The sequence below is a fragment of the Gallaecimonas xiamenensis 3-C-1 genome, from assembly GCF_000299915.1.
GTDB lineage: Bacteria > Pseudomonadota > Gammaproteobacteria > Enterobacterales > Gallaecimonadaceae > Gallaecimonas > Gallaecimonas xiamenensis.
In genome coordinates, this window is the sequence record NZ_AMRI01000015.1 from 44,984 (window position 1) to 61,468 (window position 16,485).

At 61.6% G+C, this 16,485-nt stretch carries 13 protein-coding genes; 4 read left to right on the plus strand and 9 right to left on the minus strand.

All coding sequences use genetic code 11. The features are described from left to right. Nucleotides 1-59: 59 nt before the first annotated feature. The 5 genes from prc to B3C1_RS11505 form a co-directional block, all read right to left on the minus strand. On the minus strand, nucleotides 60-2,084 hold the full coding sequence (gene prc, locus B3C1_RS11485; protein WP_035481971.1) for a carboxy terminal-processing peptidase: 2,025 nt from the start codon (nucleotides 2,082-2,084) through the stop codon (nucleotides 60-62). Nucleotides 2,085-2,087: 3 nt separating this feature from the next. After that, on the minus strand, nucleotides 2,088-2,699 hold the full coding sequence (proQ, locus tag B3C1_RS11490; protein ID WP_008484971.1) for an RNA chaperone ProQ: 612 nt from the start codon (nucleotides 2,697-2,699) through the stop codon (nucleotides 2,088-2,090). A gap of 71 nt (nucleotides 2,700-2,770) precedes the next feature. Further along, entirely contained in the window at nucleotides 2,771-3,244 is a 474-nt protein-coding gene (locus B3C1_RS11495; protein WP_008484972.1) for a GAF domain-containing protein, read from the minus strand. Nucleotides 3,245-3,356: 112 nt separating this feature from the next. Next, entirely contained in the window at nucleotides 3,357-4,022 is a 666-nt protein-coding gene (locus B3C1_RS11500) for an SIMPL domain-containing protein (protein WP_008484973.1), read from the minus strand. After that, nucleotides 4,022-4,288, minus strand: a complete 267-nt coding sequence (locus B3C1_RS11505; protein WP_035481974.1) for a YebG family protein — start codon at nucleotides 4,286-4,288, stop codon at nucleotides 4,022-4,024. The genes B3C1_RS11500 and B3C1_RS11505 overlap by 1 nt, the downstream gene beginning before the upstream one ends. 118 nt (nucleotides 4,289-4,406) lie before the next feature. Between B3C1_RS11505 and B3C1_RS11510 the strand changes: the two genes are divergently transcribed. Next, nucleotides 4,407-5,021 (plus strand): DsbA family protein, encoded by a 615-nt coding sequence (locus B3C1_RS11510; protein ID WP_008484975.1) that lies wholly within the window; start codon nucleotides 4,407-4,409, stop codon nucleotides 5,019-5,021. Nucleotides 5,022-5,045: 24 nt separating this feature from the next. Here the strand turns inward: B3C1_RS11510 and prpF are convergent, their stop codons facing one another. From prpF to prpB, 4 genes are all read right to left on the minus strand, one after another. Next, nucleotides 5,046-6,230, minus strand: a complete 1,185-nt coding sequence (prpF, locus tag B3C1_RS11515) for a 2-methylaconitate cis-trans isomerase PrpF (protein ID WP_008484978.1) — start codon at nucleotides 6,228-6,230, stop codon at nucleotides 5,046-5,048. 41 nt (nucleotides 6,231-6,271) lie between these two features. After that, nucleotides 6,272-8,863, minus strand: a complete 2,592-nt coding sequence (gene acnD / locus B3C1_RS11520) for a Fe/S-dependent 2-methylisocitrate dehydratase AcnD (RefSeq protein ID WP_008484979.1) — start codon at nucleotides 8,861-8,863, stop codon at nucleotides 6,272-6,274. Nucleotides 8,864-8,968: 105 nt separating this feature from the next. Beyond that, a complete protein-coding gene (gene prpC / locus B3C1_RS11525) occupies nucleotides 8,969-10,096 on the minus strand; it encodes a bifunctional 2-methylcitrate synthase/citrate synthase (RefSeq protein WP_008484980.1) in 1,128 nt (375 codons plus the stop codon). 14 nt (nucleotides 10,097-10,110) lie between these two features. Then, entirely contained in the window at nucleotides 10,111-10,983 is an 873-nt protein-coding gene (gene prpB / locus B3C1_RS11530; RefSeq protein ID WP_008484981.1) for a methylisocitrate lyase, read from the minus strand. 172 nt (nucleotides 10,984-11,155) lie between these two features. On the opposite strand from prpB, the gene B3C1_RS11535 reads away from it, so the two are divergent. The 3 genes from B3C1_RS11535 to rsmF are packed head-to-tail and all read left to right on the plus strand — an operon-like array spanning nucleotide 11,156 to nucleotide 16,324. Beyond that, nucleotides 11,156-12,364, plus strand: a complete 1,209-nt coding sequence (locus tag B3C1_RS11535; RefSeq protein ID WP_008484982.1) for a paraquat-inducible protein A — start codon at nucleotides 11,156-11,158, stop codon at nucleotides 12,362-12,364. Next, the gene (locus B3C1_RS11540) at nucleotides 12,327-14,858 is read left to right on the plus strand and encodes a PqiB family protein (RefSeq protein WP_008484983.1); all 2,532 of its coding nucleotides are present in this window, start codon (nucleotides 12,327-12,329) and stop codon (nucleotides 14,856-14,858) included. Before B3C1_RS11535 ends, B3C1_RS11540 begins: the two co-directional genes overlap by 38 nt. A 44-nt stretch (nucleotides 14,859-14,902) precedes the next feature. Next, the gene (gene rsmF / locus B3C1_RS11545; RefSeq protein ID WP_008484984.1) at nucleotides 14,903-16,324 is read left to right on the plus strand and encodes a 16S rRNA (cytosine(1407)-C(5))-methyltransferase RsmF; all 1,422 of its coding nucleotides are present in this window, start codon (nucleotides 14,903-14,905) and stop codon (nucleotides 16,322-16,324) included. The last annotated feature ends 161 nt before the right edge of the window (nucleotides 16,325-16,485 follow it).

The window sequence follows — 16,485 nt, forward strand, 5'->3', positions numbered from 1 at the left end:
CTGTTAAACCCTAACAGAGCATGCAGCATGAAAAAAGGCCCCAAAATCGGGGCCTTATCTCATTTCTTGGCCAATTGGCCCAGTTTGATGTAATCGAGGGTGATCCGTGCCGCTTCGGCAAGATCCACATCCGGTAGCTCGAATTCCTTGGGTACGTCGTCCAGGGTCTTGAACGGCGCCTTGCCTTCAAACTGGGCCCAGCTGTTGATGCGGGCTAGGCGTTTGGCGTCGTTGTCTTCCCGTTCTTTCTCACGGGCGGCCTTGTTCAAAGAGACTGTCTTGTCGGCCTTGTGGGCGTTGTACTCTTTGATGTCGTCCAGGATGTAAGCGTAACGCGGATCGCCGGTCATGCGGGTCTGGTGCAGCTTGTTGAGCTGTTCCAGGTTACCCACCATGCCCAGGGTCTGGTAGTCGGCCCTGTCGATGTGGTCCCAGGGCAGCGCGTTGGACTCGGTGCTCTCCCCGACCTTCTCCGGATCGATCTCTTCGGGCAGCAACACGTCGGGCTTAACGCCCTTATGCTGGGTGCTGCCACCGTCGATGCGGTAGAACTTGGCGATGGTGTACTGCACATGGCCCAGGGGCTTGTCGAACAGGTCGTAGAGGCGGCCCAGGCTGCGATGCTGCTGCACAGTGCCCTTGCCGTAAGAGTTCTGGCCGATGATAAGGGCACGGCCGTAGTCTTGCAGGGCGGCAGAGAAGATCTCGGAGGCCGAGGCGCTGTAGCGGTCAATCAGCACGGTCAGGGGACCGTCGTAGCTGGTCTTGCCGTCGTCGTCGCCGTTCACTTCCACCCGGCCGCTGGCGGTGCGTACCTGCACTACCGGGCCTTCGTCGATAAAGAGGCCGGTCAGGGCAGAGGCTTCGGTGAGGGCCCCGCCGCCGTTACCGCGAAGATCCATGACGATGGAGCTGACGCCCTGCTCCTTGAGCTTGGCCAGTTCCTTTTTCACGTCTTCAGACAGGCCCACGTAGAAGCTGGGCACGTTAATCACGCCCACCGTCTGGCCTTTGTATTCGCCGTAGGGAATGGAGTAGACCTCGCCCTTGGCGGCGCGGTCTTCCAGGCGCACCTTGTCACGCTCTATGGTCACCACCTTGGGCTTGGCGGACACAGAGCCGCCGGGCAGCACTTCCAGGCGCACCTTGGAGCCTTTGGGCCCTTTGATAAGCTCTACCACGTCGTCCAGGCGCATGCCGACGATGTCCACGAAATCGCCCTTGTCCTGGGCGACGGCGATGATCTTGTCTTCGACCTTCAGCTCACCGGATTTGTCGGCGGGGCCGCCGGTGACCAGGGAGGCGATGACGGTGTAGTCGTCAACCGATTGCAACACGGCACCGATACCTTCGAGCTGGAGGTTCATCTCCATCTGGAAGCGCTCGGCATTGCGGGGCGACAGGTAGCTGGTGTGGGGTTCAACCTGCTGGGCAAAGGCGTTCATGGCCAACTGGTAGACGTCTTCGCTCTGGGACTGGGTCAGGCGCTTGATGGCGTTGTTGTAACGCTTGGACAGGGTCTCTTTGATCTCGTCCCAGCTCTTGCCGGCCATGTTGAGGTTGAGGGCGTCGTATTTGACCCGCTCATGCCAGATGGCATTGAGCTCGTTTTCGTCCTTGGCCCAGGCCGCTTCTGTCCTGTCGTAGGTGTAGGACTCGTCCTTGGTGAAATCCATGGGTTGGTCCAGCAGCGACAAGGCGTAGGCAAAGCGCTGGTAGCGGCGCTTTAAGGCCACCTGGTAAATATCGTAGGCAAACTGGGTGTCGCCCTGGATAAGGGCGTCATCGATACCGGTGCGGTACTTTTGGAAGCTGTCGATATCGCTTTGCAGGAAAACGCTGCGGTTGTAGTCGAGGTTTTCCAAGAAGCGGTCGAAGATCTCCCCGGACAGGGTGTCGTCCAGGGAGAAATGCTTGTAGTGGGAGCGCCGCAGCAAGGTGGTGATCCGTTTGGTAGCGGTGGCGTGCTGGGCTTCGGGGGCCAACTTGGGCAATTCCCCTATGCCCTGGCTGGGCTCGACGCCATAACTGAGCGCCGATACAACGGCTGCCGCCAGCGCGGCCATTCGAATCACCTTAACCATGCGTTACTCCCCCTTGGCGGCAATCAGGTGCTCGCCTTTAACGTGCATGACCATGCCGGTCACCAGTTGTACTTGCACTGAATCCTTGTCCACGGCCACAACGGTACCGGGCAGCGGCCTTTGGCCACCTACCACGCGCACGGCATCGCCTATTTTCAGGCCGTTGATGTCCAGGCGCGGCGCTTTGCCTTTAGGTTTGACCCTAGCGGCCGGGTTTGGTTTACGGGCACCTTTTTCAGCCGGTTTTTTGTAAGGCTTCTTGTCAGGGTCAACGCCAGCCTTGCGCATGGACTCATGCAGGTTGGTCTTGGCGTGTTCGGCTTCGCCGTCGCTGACCACGGAGCTTTCGCCGCCGTCCAGGTCGACACGGGCCACACCGGCCTTGACCGAACGCAGGTAGCGCCAGGCATTGGTGTAGTGGCGCAGGGCCACCCGCAGTTGGGTCTTGGAGACCCGCTCGTCAGCGTCCAGACGCGCAGCCAGATCCTGGAAGATACCGATTTTCAGCGGCTTAGCTTCACCTTCCTGGGTAAAGCAAGCGGGAAAGGTTTCAACCAGGAAGGCGATCACGGCCTTAGTGTCGGGAAGTTTGATCGAGCTTTCAGTTTGTTCCATGAGAATTCCTTTGCCAGATACACGGGCCTTGGGGCCTGCGCGTAGAGGCGTATTTTAAAAGGACTGGCGGCTTATTTGCCAGTCTTGCCGAGGGCTTGGCCCAGGGCAGCTACCAGGGCATCGAGACCCGCTTCGTCTTCGGCGTCAAAGCGGTTGAACGACGGCGAGTCGATATCCAAGACGCCGATGATATCGCCGTCCACCACCAGGGGCACTACTATCTCGGAATTGGAGGCGCCATCGCAGGCGATATGGCCGGGAAATGCGTGGACATCGGCAACCCTCTGGGTGGCCTTTTCGGCCACGGCCGTGCCGCAGACCCCTTTACCCACGGGAATGCGCACACAAGCCGCCTTACCCTGGAAGGGGCCCAACACCAGAGTGTCGCCCTGCAACAGGTAAAAACCCACCCAGTTGAGGTCGGTCAATTGTTCATTGAGAAGGGCGCTGATGTTGGCGAGGTTGGCGATCCGGTCCGGCTCGCCTGCGATAAGCCCTAGGCTCATCTGGGTCAGTTCGGCGTAAAACGCAGCTTTATTGCTCATAGATCTTCAGTGTTTGCCTGACGGCCATTGTAAAGGTGTCGGTATAACTTACCGGCTAAGGCCCTGTCCAGCATTGCGTTGCCGGACAGAGGCCCAAATGCGACAACAGCCGTCAGTCCTTGAGGGCAAATCGGGCCGAGATACTGGCCCGCACGTCCATCTCGCCGGCGGTTTGCACCGCCGCCCCTTTGGCTTCCAGGGTCTGGGTGCGCATGTACATTACAGGGGGCTGGTATCCGCCCTGCTCGTCCACGCTCACCAGTTTACCCAGTTCGGCGTCCCCTGCTTCGGCCAGCAATTTGGCCTTGGTACGGGCATGGCGCACGGCGTCGGCCAACAGTTCCTGGTAGAGCTGGTCCTGCTGGGAATAACCCAGTTGGCCCTGGCCCACCTGGTCGGCCTTGGCTTCAACGGCGGCCTTGAGCACCTTGGGATAAAGGGCAAAGCCGTGGACAGTGATCTGATAGCGCTGCTGGGCACGCAGGCCTGTCATCTTGTCCTTGTCGTAGCGAGGAAATACCTCAAAGCGATGGCCCTGAATGTCCTTGTCGGCGATACCCAGGGCGCCAAGCTTGGCCAAAAAGGGCGCCGCCTTGGTTTCAATTTCCTTGAGCAGCTGGTCGGCGTCCTGCCCTTCGGCGCTAAAGGCCACCGAAAAGCTGACCTGGTCCGGTACCACACTGCGGGTCGCTTCCCCTTGCACAGACACATACCTGTCCATGGCCATGCCCAGGGGGCTGGCCGCTGCCAACATCAATGCCAACGCTTTGATTTTCATTAGGTCTCCTTTTTGGCCTTAGGCGCTTTGGGCGCTGTTGCCTTGCCTTTGAGGGCCGCCATCAGGGCGTCCTTCTCGGTGGCCAGGAACAGGCCCAATTGCTCCCTGGCTTCCTCATCCAGATTGACCGGGGCTTGTTCCAGCAAGGTGGCCAAGGCTTCGGCGCTGTCGAGCAGCTTGTCGTAAGCATCGGCTTCCTGTTTGCTGGTGAAGGTCATTTTCTCTATCCCCTTTCGTACCACGACGTATTGAATAACGACGGCCATGATGACTCCTGATTGACTGTACGCTTATACAGTATCCTATCCAGTAGTCGAGGTCACGTCCTCAATGGGTGGCCCATAAAGGGTAAGATGCAGTATCACATGGCTTTATGAGGCACAAATGAACAAACCCCGACTCTGGTATGGCTACGATCCCATGTGTAGCTGGTGCTGGGCCTTCAGGCCGGCCTTAGCCGAGCTGGAAGCTGCCCTGGCGGCCTTGGATGTGCAGCTGACCCCTATCCTAGGCGGCCTGGCGCCGGACAGCGACCAGCCCATGGCAGAGGCCATGGCCCAGCATCTGCAACAGATCTGGCGCCACATCCAGGGGCAGCTGGGCACCGAGTTCAATTTTGCCTTCTGGCAAGACTGCCAACCCAGGCGCTCTACCTACCCCGCTTGCCGCGCTGCCCTCTTGGCCAGGGACCAGGGCCTGGAAGCCCAGATGACCCTGGCCATCCAAAAGGCCTATTACCTGGAGGCGAAAAACCCCTCGGACACCGAGGTGCTGGCCGCCTTGGCAGCCGCCCTTGGCATGGATAAAGGCGCCTTTATCGGCGCCCTTGACAGCGAAGCCACTCGCCAACGGCTGTTGGCAGAAATTGCCAAGGCCCGCCACCTTGGGATCAGCGGCTTTCCGTCCCTGATCCTTGAATCCCATGGTGTTTTTACACCGATCGCCGTGGATCACCGGGCCGCCGGTCCCATGCTGGCTGCCATCAGGCAGCAACTGTAAAAAAGCCGCCCAAGGGCGGCTTTTTCATGCTTCTAAGGCTTCCTGGGGAACCCGTACCCAGCCTTCCATCAGGATGCGGGCGCTGCGGCTCATCACCGCCTGGGTCACCGTCCATTGGCCGTCCAGGTACTGGGCACCGGCCCCCACCCGCAAGGTGCCGGAGGGGTGGCCAAAACGCACCGCCTGGCGCTCACCGCCACCGGCCGCCTCGCTGACCAGGGTGCCGGGAATGGCCGCCGCCGTGGCGATGGCCACCGCCGCCGTCCCCATCATGGCGTGGTGCAATTTGCCCATGCTCATGGCCCGTACCAAGAGATCGATATCCGCTGCGGCAACCTGCTTGCCGCTGGAGGCCTGGTAACTGGCCGGCGGCGCCACAAAGGCCAGCTTCGGGGTGTGCTGGCGCTGGGCCGCTTCGGCCAGGTTTTGGATTAGGCCCATCTGCAAGGCGCCCTGGGCGCGAATGGCCTCGAGCCGGGCCAAGGCCTCGGCGTCAGTATTGATGGCCTCTTGCAGCTCGGTGCCGCTGTAACCTATGTCGCCGGCCCGTACAAAGACGGTGGGGATGCCGGCATTGATAAGGGTGGCCTCCAGGGTGCCGACCCCCGGCACCTCCAACTGGTCGACGAGGCGCCCGCTGGGAAACAGGGCCCCTTCCCCGTCTGCCGGGTCCACAAAGGCCAGTTCGATTTCGGCGGCCGGAAAAGTGACCCCGTCCAGCTCAAAGTCGCCGGTTTCCTGCACCTGGCCGTCGGTGATGGGCACCTTGGCGATGATGGCTTTTTGGATATTGGCCTGCCAGATACGCACCTCGGCCAAGCCGTTGCTGGGCAGCCGGGCCGGGTCGACCAGGCCAGCGTGGATGGCAAAGGCCCCCACCGCCGCCGACAGGTTGCCGCAGTTGCCGCTCCAGTCCACAAAGGCCTTGTCGATGCTGACCTGGCCAAAGAGGTAATCCACGTCAAAACCGCTGCGGCTGGCCTTGGCCAGGATCACCGCCTTGGAGGTGGAGGAGCTGGCATTGCCCAGGCCGTCGATCTGTTTGCCGTAGGGATCGGGACTGCCAAGCACCCTTAGCAGCAGGGCGTCACGAAACGGGCCCGGTTGCTGGGCCGCAGCGGGTAAATCCGCCAGGTTGAAAAAGATCCCCTTGCTGGTGCCGCCGCGCATATAAGTAGCGGGCACCCGAAGTTGCGCAAGATACGCCATGAAAACTCCCCAAAGGCCGGCCCTGGGCCGGCCTGCTGATATTAGCTACGGCTGTCGGCCAGGAAATCCTGGGCAAAGCGCTGCAGCACGCCGCCGGCCTGATAGATGGCCACCTCTTCGGCGGTATCCAGGCGGCACTGCACCGCCACCTCCAGCACCTCGCCGCTGCGGCGGTGTACCACCAGGGTCAGCTGGGCGCCGGGGGTGGGCTGGCCGGTGACATCAAAGGTCTCGGTGCCGTCCAGGGCCAGGCTGTGGCGGTCGCTGCCAGCCAAGAATTGCAGGGGCAGAACCCCCATGCCGATGAGGTTGGTGCGGTGAATACGCTCGAAGCCCTCGGCCACTATGGCCTCCACCCCGGCCAGACGCACCCCTTTGGCGGCCCAGTCACGGCTGGAGCCCTGGCCGTAGTCGGCCCCGGCGATGATGCACAGGGGCTGCTTGCGGTCCATGTAGGTTTCGATGGCTTCCCACATGCGCATTACCTTGCCGTCCGGCTCGACCCGGGCCAGGGAGCCTTGCTGCACCTTGCCGTCCACCACCGCCATTTCGTTGATGAGTTTGGGGTTGGCAAAGGTGGCCCGCTGGGCGGTGAGGTGATCGCCCCTGTGGGTGGCGTAGGAGTTAAAGTCCTCTTCAGGCAGGCCCATCTTGGCCAGGTATTCGCCGGCGGCGCTGCTGGCCAGGATGGCGTTGGACGGCGATAAGTGGTCGGTGGTGATGTTGTCACCCAACAGCGCCAGGGGCCGCATACCCTTGAGGCTGCGCTCTCCGGCCAGGGCCCCTTCCCAATAAGGGGGGCGGCGGATATAGGTGCTCATGGGGCGCCAGTCGTACAGTGGCTTTACAGCTTGGCCGTAGTCCACTTTCAGGTCGAACATGGGCTGATACACGGCATTGAACTGCTCTGGCTTTACACTGGCCTTGATGATGGCGTCTATCTCGGCGTCGTCCGGCCAGATGTCCTTCAAGGTCACCGGTTGGCCGTCCGGGCCTGTGCCCAGCACGTCCTTTTCGATATCAAAACGCACGGTACCGGCAATGGCGTAGGCCACCACCAGCGGCGGCGAGGCCAGGAAAGCCTGCTTGGCGTAGGGATGGATGCGCCCGTCAAAGTTACGGTTACCGGACAGCACCGCAGTGGCGTAGAGGTCGCGGTCGATGATCTCCTGCTGGATAACCGGGTCCAGGGCGCCGCTCATGCCATTACAGGTGGTGCAGGCAAAGGCGACGATGCCAAAGCCCAGCTGTTCCAGGTACGGCAGCAAGCCGGACTCTTTCAGGTAGAGCTGCACCGCCTTGGAGCCGGGGGCCAGGGAGCTTTTCACCCAGGGCTTGCGCACCAGGCCCTTTTCGACGGCGTTTTTCGCCAACAGGCCGGCGGCGATGACGTTACGGGGGTTGGAGGTATTGGTGCAGCTGGTGATGGCGGCGATGATCACGGCGCCGTCGGGCATCTTGCCCTCTTCTTCTACCCAGCTGCCGGCAATGCCCTGGGCCGCCAAGTCGGCAGTGGCCACCCTTTTATGGGGGTTGGAGGGGCCGGCGATGTTGCGCACCACGCTGGAGAGGTCAAAACGCAGCACCCGCTCGAACTGCACCTCGTTAAGGTCGTCACTCCACAGCCCCGCCGTCTTGGCATAGGTTTCCACCAAGGCTACCTGGCTTTCCTCGCGGCCGGTCAGGCGCAGGTAGTCCAGGGTTTGCTGGTCGATGGAGAACATGGCGGCGGTGGCGCCGTATTCGGGGGTCATATTGGAGATGGTGGCCCTGTCGCCCAGGGTCAGGTGGGCAGCGCCTTGGCCGAAAAACTCCAGGTAGGCGCCGACCACTTTTTCATTGCGTAAAAATTCGGTGATGGCCAGCACTATGTCGGTGGCGGTAATGCCGGGGGCCGGTTTACCCAGCAGCTCTACCCCGACGATGTCCGGCAGGCGCATCCAGGAGGCGCGGCCCAGCATCACGCTTTCGGCCTCCAGGCCCCCTACCCCTACCGCTATTACCCCCAGGGCATCTACGTGGGGGGTGTGGCTGTCGGTACCCACCAGGGTGTCGGGGAAGGCGACACCGTCCCTGGCCTGAACCACCGGAGACATCTTCTCCAAATTGATCTGGTGCATGATGCCGTTACCCGGGGGGATCACGTCGACGTTTTTAAAGGCGGTCTTGCACCAGTTGATGAAATGGAAGCGGTCTTCGTTGCGCCTGTCTTCGATGGCGCGGTTTTTCTCGAAGGCGTCCTTTTCAAAGCCGGCGTGTTCCACCGCCAGGCTGTGGTCGACGATGAGCTGGGTCGGCACCACAGGGTTGACCTTGGCCGGGTCGCCCCCTTCTTGGGCGATGGCGTCCCTAAGGCCAGCCAGGTCCACCAGGGCGGTCTGGCCGAGGATGTCGTGGCAGACCACCCGGGCCGGGAACCAGGGGAAGTCGAGGTCGCGCTTGCGGCCGATGATCTGCCCCAAGAAGGCGTCCAGCTTGGCCGGATCGGCGCGGCGCACCAGGTTTTCGGCCAGGACCCTGGCGGTATAGGGCAAGGTGGCATAGGCGCCGGGGGCCAGGGCCTCGACGGCGGCGCGGGTGTCGAAATAATCAAGAGCGGTGCCCGGTAGGGCTTTGCGGTACTGGCTGTTCATGCCGAAGGTCCATCACCAAGAATGCATTGAAGCTGGGCGGGGCTTGGGCCCCTGTCAAGAGCCACCCGCCCAAGGGGATAAAGGCGGCCCTTGGGCCGCCTGTGGTTAACCGCGCTCAGCCAGGGGCACAAAGTCCCTGGGGGCCGGCCCGGTGTAGTCGGCCGAGGGGCGGATGATGCGGTTGTTGGCCCGCTGTTCCATGACGTGGGCGGTCCAGCCGGACACCCTGGAGCACACGAAGATGGGGGTGAACAGCTTGGTGGGAATGCCCATGTAGTGGTAGGCGCTGGCATGGAAGAAGTCGGCGTTGGGGAACAGTTTTTTCTGGTCCCACATAAACTGCTCTGTGGCCACCGACACCCGATAGAGGCGGTCGTCGCCGAATTGGTCGGCCAGGGCCTTGGACCATTCCTTGATCACGGCGTTGCGCGGGTCTTTGGTGCGGTACACCGCATGGCCAAAGCCCATGATCTTTTCCTTGCTGGCCAGCATGGCGCTGAGCCTGTCCACCGCTTCGGCTTCGGACTGCCAGTTTTCGATCATGGCCATGGCCATTTCGTTGGCGCCGCCGTGCAGCGGGCCGCGCAGGGAGCCGATGGCGGCGGTGACGCACGAATGCATGTCCGACAACGTGGAAGCGCAGACCCGGGCGGTGAAGGTGGAGGCGTTGAACTCGTGCTCGGCGTAGAGAATGAGGGACACGTTCATCACCTGCTCGTGCAGGGCGCTGGGCAGCTTGCCGTGCAGGGTGGCCAGGAAGTGGCCGCCGATGCTGTCGGCGTTGGAGTCGGTGTCGATGCGCACGCCATCATGGCTAAAGCGGTACCAGTAGTTGATGATGCCGGGGAAGCAGGCCAGCATGCGGTCGGCCACGTCCATCTCCTGGCTAAAATCCCCTTCCTGTTCCAGGTTGCCCAGCACCGAACAGCCGCTGCGCAGCACATCCATGGGGTGGGCGTCGGCAGGGATCTTCTCCAGCACCTCGCACAATACCTGGGGCAGCTTGCGCTGGCCCTTGAGCTTGGCCTTGTAGGCAGCCAGTTGGCCCTGGCTGGGCAGTTCGCCCCGCAGCAGCAGGTAGGCCACTTCTTCAAAGCAGGCCTTGGCGGCCAGGGTTTCGATGTCGTAACCGCGATAATGCAGGCCATTGCCGGCGGTACCGACGGTACAGATGCTGGTTTGTCCGGCGACCTGGCCCCGCAGGCCTGCGCCACCCAAAGCTTTATCGACCATGATGTGCGTCCTTTTTATTTGTCTTTGGCGAAGAGGGCGTCGAGCTTCTGCTCGTAGCTGTGGTAGTTGAGGAACTCGTAGAGCTCGCTGCGGGTTTGCATGGTGTCCACCACGGCGTTCTGGTGGCCATCGCGCAGCAGCGCCTCGAATACCTTGAAGGCGGCGGCATTAGCGGCGCGAAACGCCGACAAGGGATAGAGCACCATGTCTACGCCGTGCTGGGCTAAGAGATCCTTGTGAAAGAGTTCGGTCTGGCCAAACTCGGTCATGTTGGCCAATACCGGCACCCCCACGGCAGCTTTGATCTGGTCGTAATGGCTCAGATCGGTCATGGCTTCGGCAAAGATCATGTCGGCGCCGGCTTCCACGTAGGCCGCAGCCCGGTCGATGGCGGCATTGAGGCCTTCTACGGCCAGGGCGTCGGTGCGGGCCATTACCACGAAGTTGCTGTCCTGGCGGGCGTCAACGGCGGCCTTGATGCGATCCTGCATCTCGGCGGTGGACACCACCTCTTTACCGGGCCTGTGGCCACAGCGCTTCTGGCTCACTTGATCTTCCATGTGCACCGCTGCTACCCCTGCCCTTTCCATGGCCTTGACGGTGCGAGCAATGTTGAAGGCGCCGCCCCAACCCACATCGATATCCACCAGCAGTGGCAGGTCGACGGCGCCGGTAATGCGCTCGGCGTCGGTCACGACATCGTTAAGGGTGGTGATGGCCAAGTCTGGTAGGCCAAAGCTGGCGTTGGCCACGCCGGCGCCGGACAGGTAAAGGGCTTTAAAACCGGCGGTTTTGGCCATCAGCGCCATGTAGGCGTTGATGGTGCCGGCGATTTGCAGGGGCTGCTCTGTGGCAACCAGCTCGCGAAAGCGGCGTCCCTGAGACATGACAAACCTCGTATCCTGGGTTAACTGCCCCCAGGCTAAATCCCCTTTACGTTAACGTCAACCTATACCAAGGGCCTATGAAGACAGTCTGTCTCACCCCAGCACTTGAGGGGGATGCGCTGAGCAGATAGCATGGGCCTAATGTCGCGGGTAGCGACGTCTAGGCCCTTCCATGTCCGAACCCCAATTGGTCTGCCCTTATTGCCAGCTGCAAATGAGCGGCTGCGTGCTCGATACCAGCCACAACGCCTGGTGCCCCCGTTGCAACAGTGCCATTGCCGAAGGCCCACACCTGGCGGTGCCCTGGATGGTGTCCTTGGCCTTGGTGTTGCTGACGGCCAGTCTGGGCCTGCTGGCCCTGCCCCTGGTGGATTTTGAAGTGCTGGGCATAGAAACCAAGGCCACCCTGCTGGGGGGCATCATTACCCTGGCCCAGGAGGGCCAGTGGATCCCCAGCCTGATGGTGTTTTTCTGCGCCCTGGCCGCCCCGGTGCTGCTGTCTGTGTTGCTGCTGTTCGTGATTTTCGGACCGGACGGTTACATGCGCCGCCAGAGCCTGGTGGCCCTGGGGTATCTCAAAGAATGGTGCATGCTGGATATCCTGCTGGTGGGGCTTTGTGTGTCCATGGTCAAACTGGCCGAGCTTGGGGACCTGGAACTGGGGGCCGGTATGGCCTGCCTGACCTTGGGGCAACTGGCCATGGCCGCCCTGGTGCAGGGCGTTCGGCCGGTGGTGCTGTGGCAGAGCATTGCCGAACAGCCCATGACCCCCATCAAGGGGCTGCGCGCCTGCCCCCGCTGCCATGCTTTAAGTGTCGCCAGCGCCCACCACTGTTGGCGCTGTCACAAGGTACTGGAAAGCCGGCCAACCTCCGGCAGGCGCTTTTGCTGGGTGCTGCTGCTGGCCTCCACCATCTTGCTGGTGCCGGCCAACGTGCTGCCCATCACCTATACCACCTCTTTTGGCTCCACCAGCCCCGACACCATCTTCTCGGGGGTCGTCACCCTCTACAGTGCCGGCAGCCCGGTGATCGCCGCCATCGTCTTCCTGGCCTCGGTGGTGGTGCCCATCGGCAAGATCATCATGATGGGACAGATCCTCTATTGGAGCCGCAGCAGCACCATGGATGCCAAGCGGGCCCATAAACTGTTTCGCCTGGTGCATTTCATCGGCCGCTGGTCGATGTTGGATATTTTCGTGATCGCCATTATGGTTACCCTTGTGGATCAAGGACTTTTGTCCCAGTTCCAGGTGGGGCCGGCGGCCACGCCTTTTGCGCTTGTAGTGGTGCTGACCATGGTCGCTGCCATGCGCTTCGATACCCGTTGGTTATGGATCCAAGATGAAAAAAACCGCCGTCAAACTGATGGACAAACCTGACGTCCGCAAGGTCAAGCGCCTTTCCCTGGTGTGGGTGGTGCCCTTGGTGGCCCTGGCCCTGGCGGGTTACCTCATCTATCAGCAGTTTGTGGAGCGGGGCCTGTCCTTGACCCTGGCTTTCCCCGAAGCCAAAGGTCTGGTGCCGGGTAAGACCGAACTGCGCTACCAGGGCTTTAAGGTGGGGGTGGTAAGCCACCTGAGTTTTGACGCCCAAAGTGGCCAGTTCAACGCCCACATCAGCGCCATGCGCGACTTGGAACCCCTGTTAAAGGAAAACACCCAGTTCTGGCTGGTTAAGCCCAAGGCCAGTCTGTTGGGGGTATCGGGCCTCGACACCTTGCTGTCCGGCAATTACATCGCCATGCTGCCCGGCGACGGCAAGGGCCGGCGCCATTTTGTGGCCAGGCGCACCCCGCCCCCCGAGCCGGTGCCGGACGGCGTCTTTATGGTGGAACTGGCCCTTCGCAACCTCGGTTCCCTGTCGGAAGGCTCCCCCGTCTATTACCGGCGGGTGCCCATAGGGGAAGTGCACAGCTACCGCCTGGACAAAGAAGCGGGTGCCGTGGTGCTGCAGCTGACCTTCAATGAAAACTATGCCGACCTGGTGCGCCGGGACAGCCACTTCAAGGATGTGTCCGGCATCAAGGTTCAAGCGGATCTGTCCGGCATCAAGGTGGACAGCCAGGGCCTGGTGCCCATGTTGACCGGCGGCCTGCTGATGGACTCCCCTGGTCAGTCCCCCAAGGCCGACTACGGCCAACGCTTTGTGCTGGCCCAGGAAAGGCGTTTTAACCACCAGGTACACCTTAACCTGCAAAACCCCACTTACCTGCCCAAGGGCACCCCCATCATCGCCCGTCAGAAGGTGATAGGAGAAGTGGTAGACAGCAACGACTCAGGGGTACTTTTGGGGTTCAATGACCAACCCATGGACCCCTTCTATGCCTGGGTCGCCGAGCGTAGCCTTAAGGATCTGCAGGTCGAAACCCTGCTCCACCCCCGCTATGTGCGCCTGCTCCAAGGCATGGATGGTCGCCACCTGCTGCACAACACTCCGCCCCTGCCGGGGCCGGCGGACAGTGAACTCTTGGTCAGGGTGTTGAGTCCCCGTAAGGTGGCGGATGGCACCCCTATCCAGTACAAGGGCTTTACTGTAGGGGAAGTCATCTACAGTCACCTGGATGGGGACAAGGCCTATGCGGAGCTCAGTATCCAAAACGCCTACCGGCACCTGGTCACCAAGGATGCCCAATTCAGCTCGGCCCAGCCGTTACGGGTCGACGCCAGCTTTCAAAAGTTCAAACTGTCGGCAGAGCCTTTGGAAAACTGGTGGCAAGGCGCCATCGAGCTGAGCCCCGGGCAGCAGGAGGCAGCGCCCTATAACAGCCTTTTCGAGCTGGACAAGGACAGCAGCCAACCCATGCAGCAGCTGACCTTGACCGCCACCCCTCCCCAATCATTGCCCGCCGGCACCCCGGTACGCCGCTCAGGGTTCACCGTAGGCCAGGTGCTGGACAGCAGCTTGGACAGCGGCGGCCAGTCCTCCAGCATCCGTATTGCCGTCAGGAAAGACATCCCATTGGATGGGCGCGCCCGTTTTTACTGGCAGGCACCCCTATCGGTTAACGCCAGCCTCAAGGGCCTGTCGGTGAAGGTGCCGGATCTGGAAAGTGCCCTGGCCGGCTCCATCATCCTGGCCGATACCGGTAACAAGCAGGCCAAGGTCAGCCATGTGCTCTATCCCGACAAGGACAGCGCCCTGGTGCTGGGCCCTCTGGTGCAGCTTTGGGTGCCAGCCGACACCGAGATCCAGGCCGGTGTGCCCATCAAGTACCTGGGTTACAAGGTAGGGGAAGTCAAAACGGTCACCGACGTGGACGACGGCCGCCAATTGCAGCTGGCCTTCGATGGGGAACTGGCCAAGCGCTTTGGCCGCAAGGGTAGTCAGTTCAGCCTGGTTACCCCCAGTCTGTCCCTGGCGGGGATCTCCCACCTCGACGCCCTGTTGGGCACTTATCTGGCGGTGATGCCCGCAAAGGACAAGCAAGCCCCGGTGCAGCTGGCTTTCACACTGTCCCCGGCCCTCTACCCTCATAAGGAAGTGGTTCTGGCGGCTCCCAGTGCAGCCAGCCTGGTGCCCGGCGCCCCGGTCTGGTACCGGGATCTGCCGGTAGGAGAAGTGCTGGATATCAGCCTGATGCCGTCCGGTGACGGTGTCTTTATCCGCCTCGCCATCCGCGACCAAGCCGCCGCCTGGGTAACCAGCCGCAGCCGCTTCTGGCTCAAGGCCGGCTTTAAGGCCAGTTTTGGCTTCCTGGACGGCTTCCAGGTGGAGGCCAATACCCTGCAAAGCATCGCCCAGGGCGGTATCCAGTTCGCCACCCAAGGGGGCGGTCAGGCCATAGTCAGCCCCCTGCCTCTGGAACCCCTGGCGCCTGACGGCTGGCTGGACTGGTCTCCGGAATGGCCGGCCCAACCGGCCGCCGTCGACTAGGGCTTTTTTTGGTACAATCTCGGGCTGGAGTTCCCTGCCCGAGATTGTCCGTGCACACCAAGGTCTACCTTCCCGATGCTTTCCTGTCCGCCATGGACGCCATCATGCCCGCCTCCCTCTCCCGGGACGACTTTGTAGCGGCCTGCCAGCGCCCCCTGCGCCGGGCTATCCGCGTCAATACCTTGAAGATCTCTGTGGCCGACTTTGCCGAACAGATGGCGCAAAAAGGCTGGCAGCTGGAAACCATTCCCTGGTGCGACACCGGTTTTTGGCTGCAAAGGCCCGACGAGGATCTGCCCCTTGGCAATGAGCCAGAGCACCTGCTGGGGCTTTTTTACGTCCAGGAAGCTTCCTCCATGCTGCCGCCCCAGGCCCTGTGGCATTGCCTGAGCGAGGCTCCGGCCAAGGTACTGGACGTGGCAGCCGCCCCTGGCTCCAAGACCACCCAATTGGCTGCCTTGATGAACAACCAGGGGCTGCTGGTGGCCAACGAATATTCGGGGTCGAGGGTCAAGGTGCTCCATGCCAACCTGCAGCGCCTTGGGGTCAGCAACTGTGCCCTTTGCCATTTTGACGGCAAGGTGTTCGGCCCCGCCTTGCCCGATACCTTCGACGCCATCTTGCTGGACGCCCCTTGCGGCGGCGAAGGCACCATCCGCAAGGACCCGGACGCTCTCAAGGATTGGGCGCAAAGCCATATCGACGCCATCAGCGAAGTGCAGCAGGGGCTGATCGAGTCGGCCTTCCAGGCCCTGAAGGTGGGAGGCGTATTGGTCTACTCCACCTGCACCCTCAACACCCAGGAAAACCAGGGTGTATTGGCCTTCCTGGCGGCACGTTTTGGCGAGGCGGTGGAACGGGTGTCCCTTGAAGGGCTTTTCGACGGCGCCGAGCAGGCCCTGACCGAGCAGGGAGAGCTGCACATCTGGCCGCAGATCTACGACTCCGAAGGTTTCTTTGTGGCGGCCGTACGCAAGCTTGCCAAGGTGGATGTTCCCGAGCCCAGCTTTCGCCTGGGCAAGTTTCCCTATACCCCGGCCAAGGGTAAAGACACCCAGGCCTTTATCCAGTATTTAAAGGACCAGTTTGGTTTTGACGCCAAACTCCTCAACCTTTGGCAAAGGGACGGGGATTTTTGGCATTTTCCTGAGGAGGCCAACGATCTCATCGGCCGGGTGCGTCTGGACCGCATCGGTATCAAGGTGGCAGAACCTGCTGGCAAGGAATGGAAGCTGCACCAGGATTTCGTGCTGGCCTTCGGCAGCCAGTGCCGGCCCTTGGAGCTCGACAGTGCCCAGGCCGCCGATTACCTCACCGGCAAAGACTTGGCGGTGGACGGCCTGGCGGCTGGCGGCGAACGGGTACTGAGCTACCAAGGGCACCCGATTGGCACGGCCAAAGCATTGAAAAACAAGCTTAAAAACCGTTTTCCTCGGGAGCTGGTTAAAGACAAGTTGGCGTTCTGAGCAAGGCGAAACGCCGGGCAGCCGAGATAAATGGCGGCCCGGCGGGCAAAATAAGCGGCCTTGTTCTACCCTAAAACACAGGTTTTGCACATTTTATGCACAAGCACCGCCGAGTTTCATTAGCGCACGGCTCTCACCGAGAGCCATTCCCCTGAGCCCGA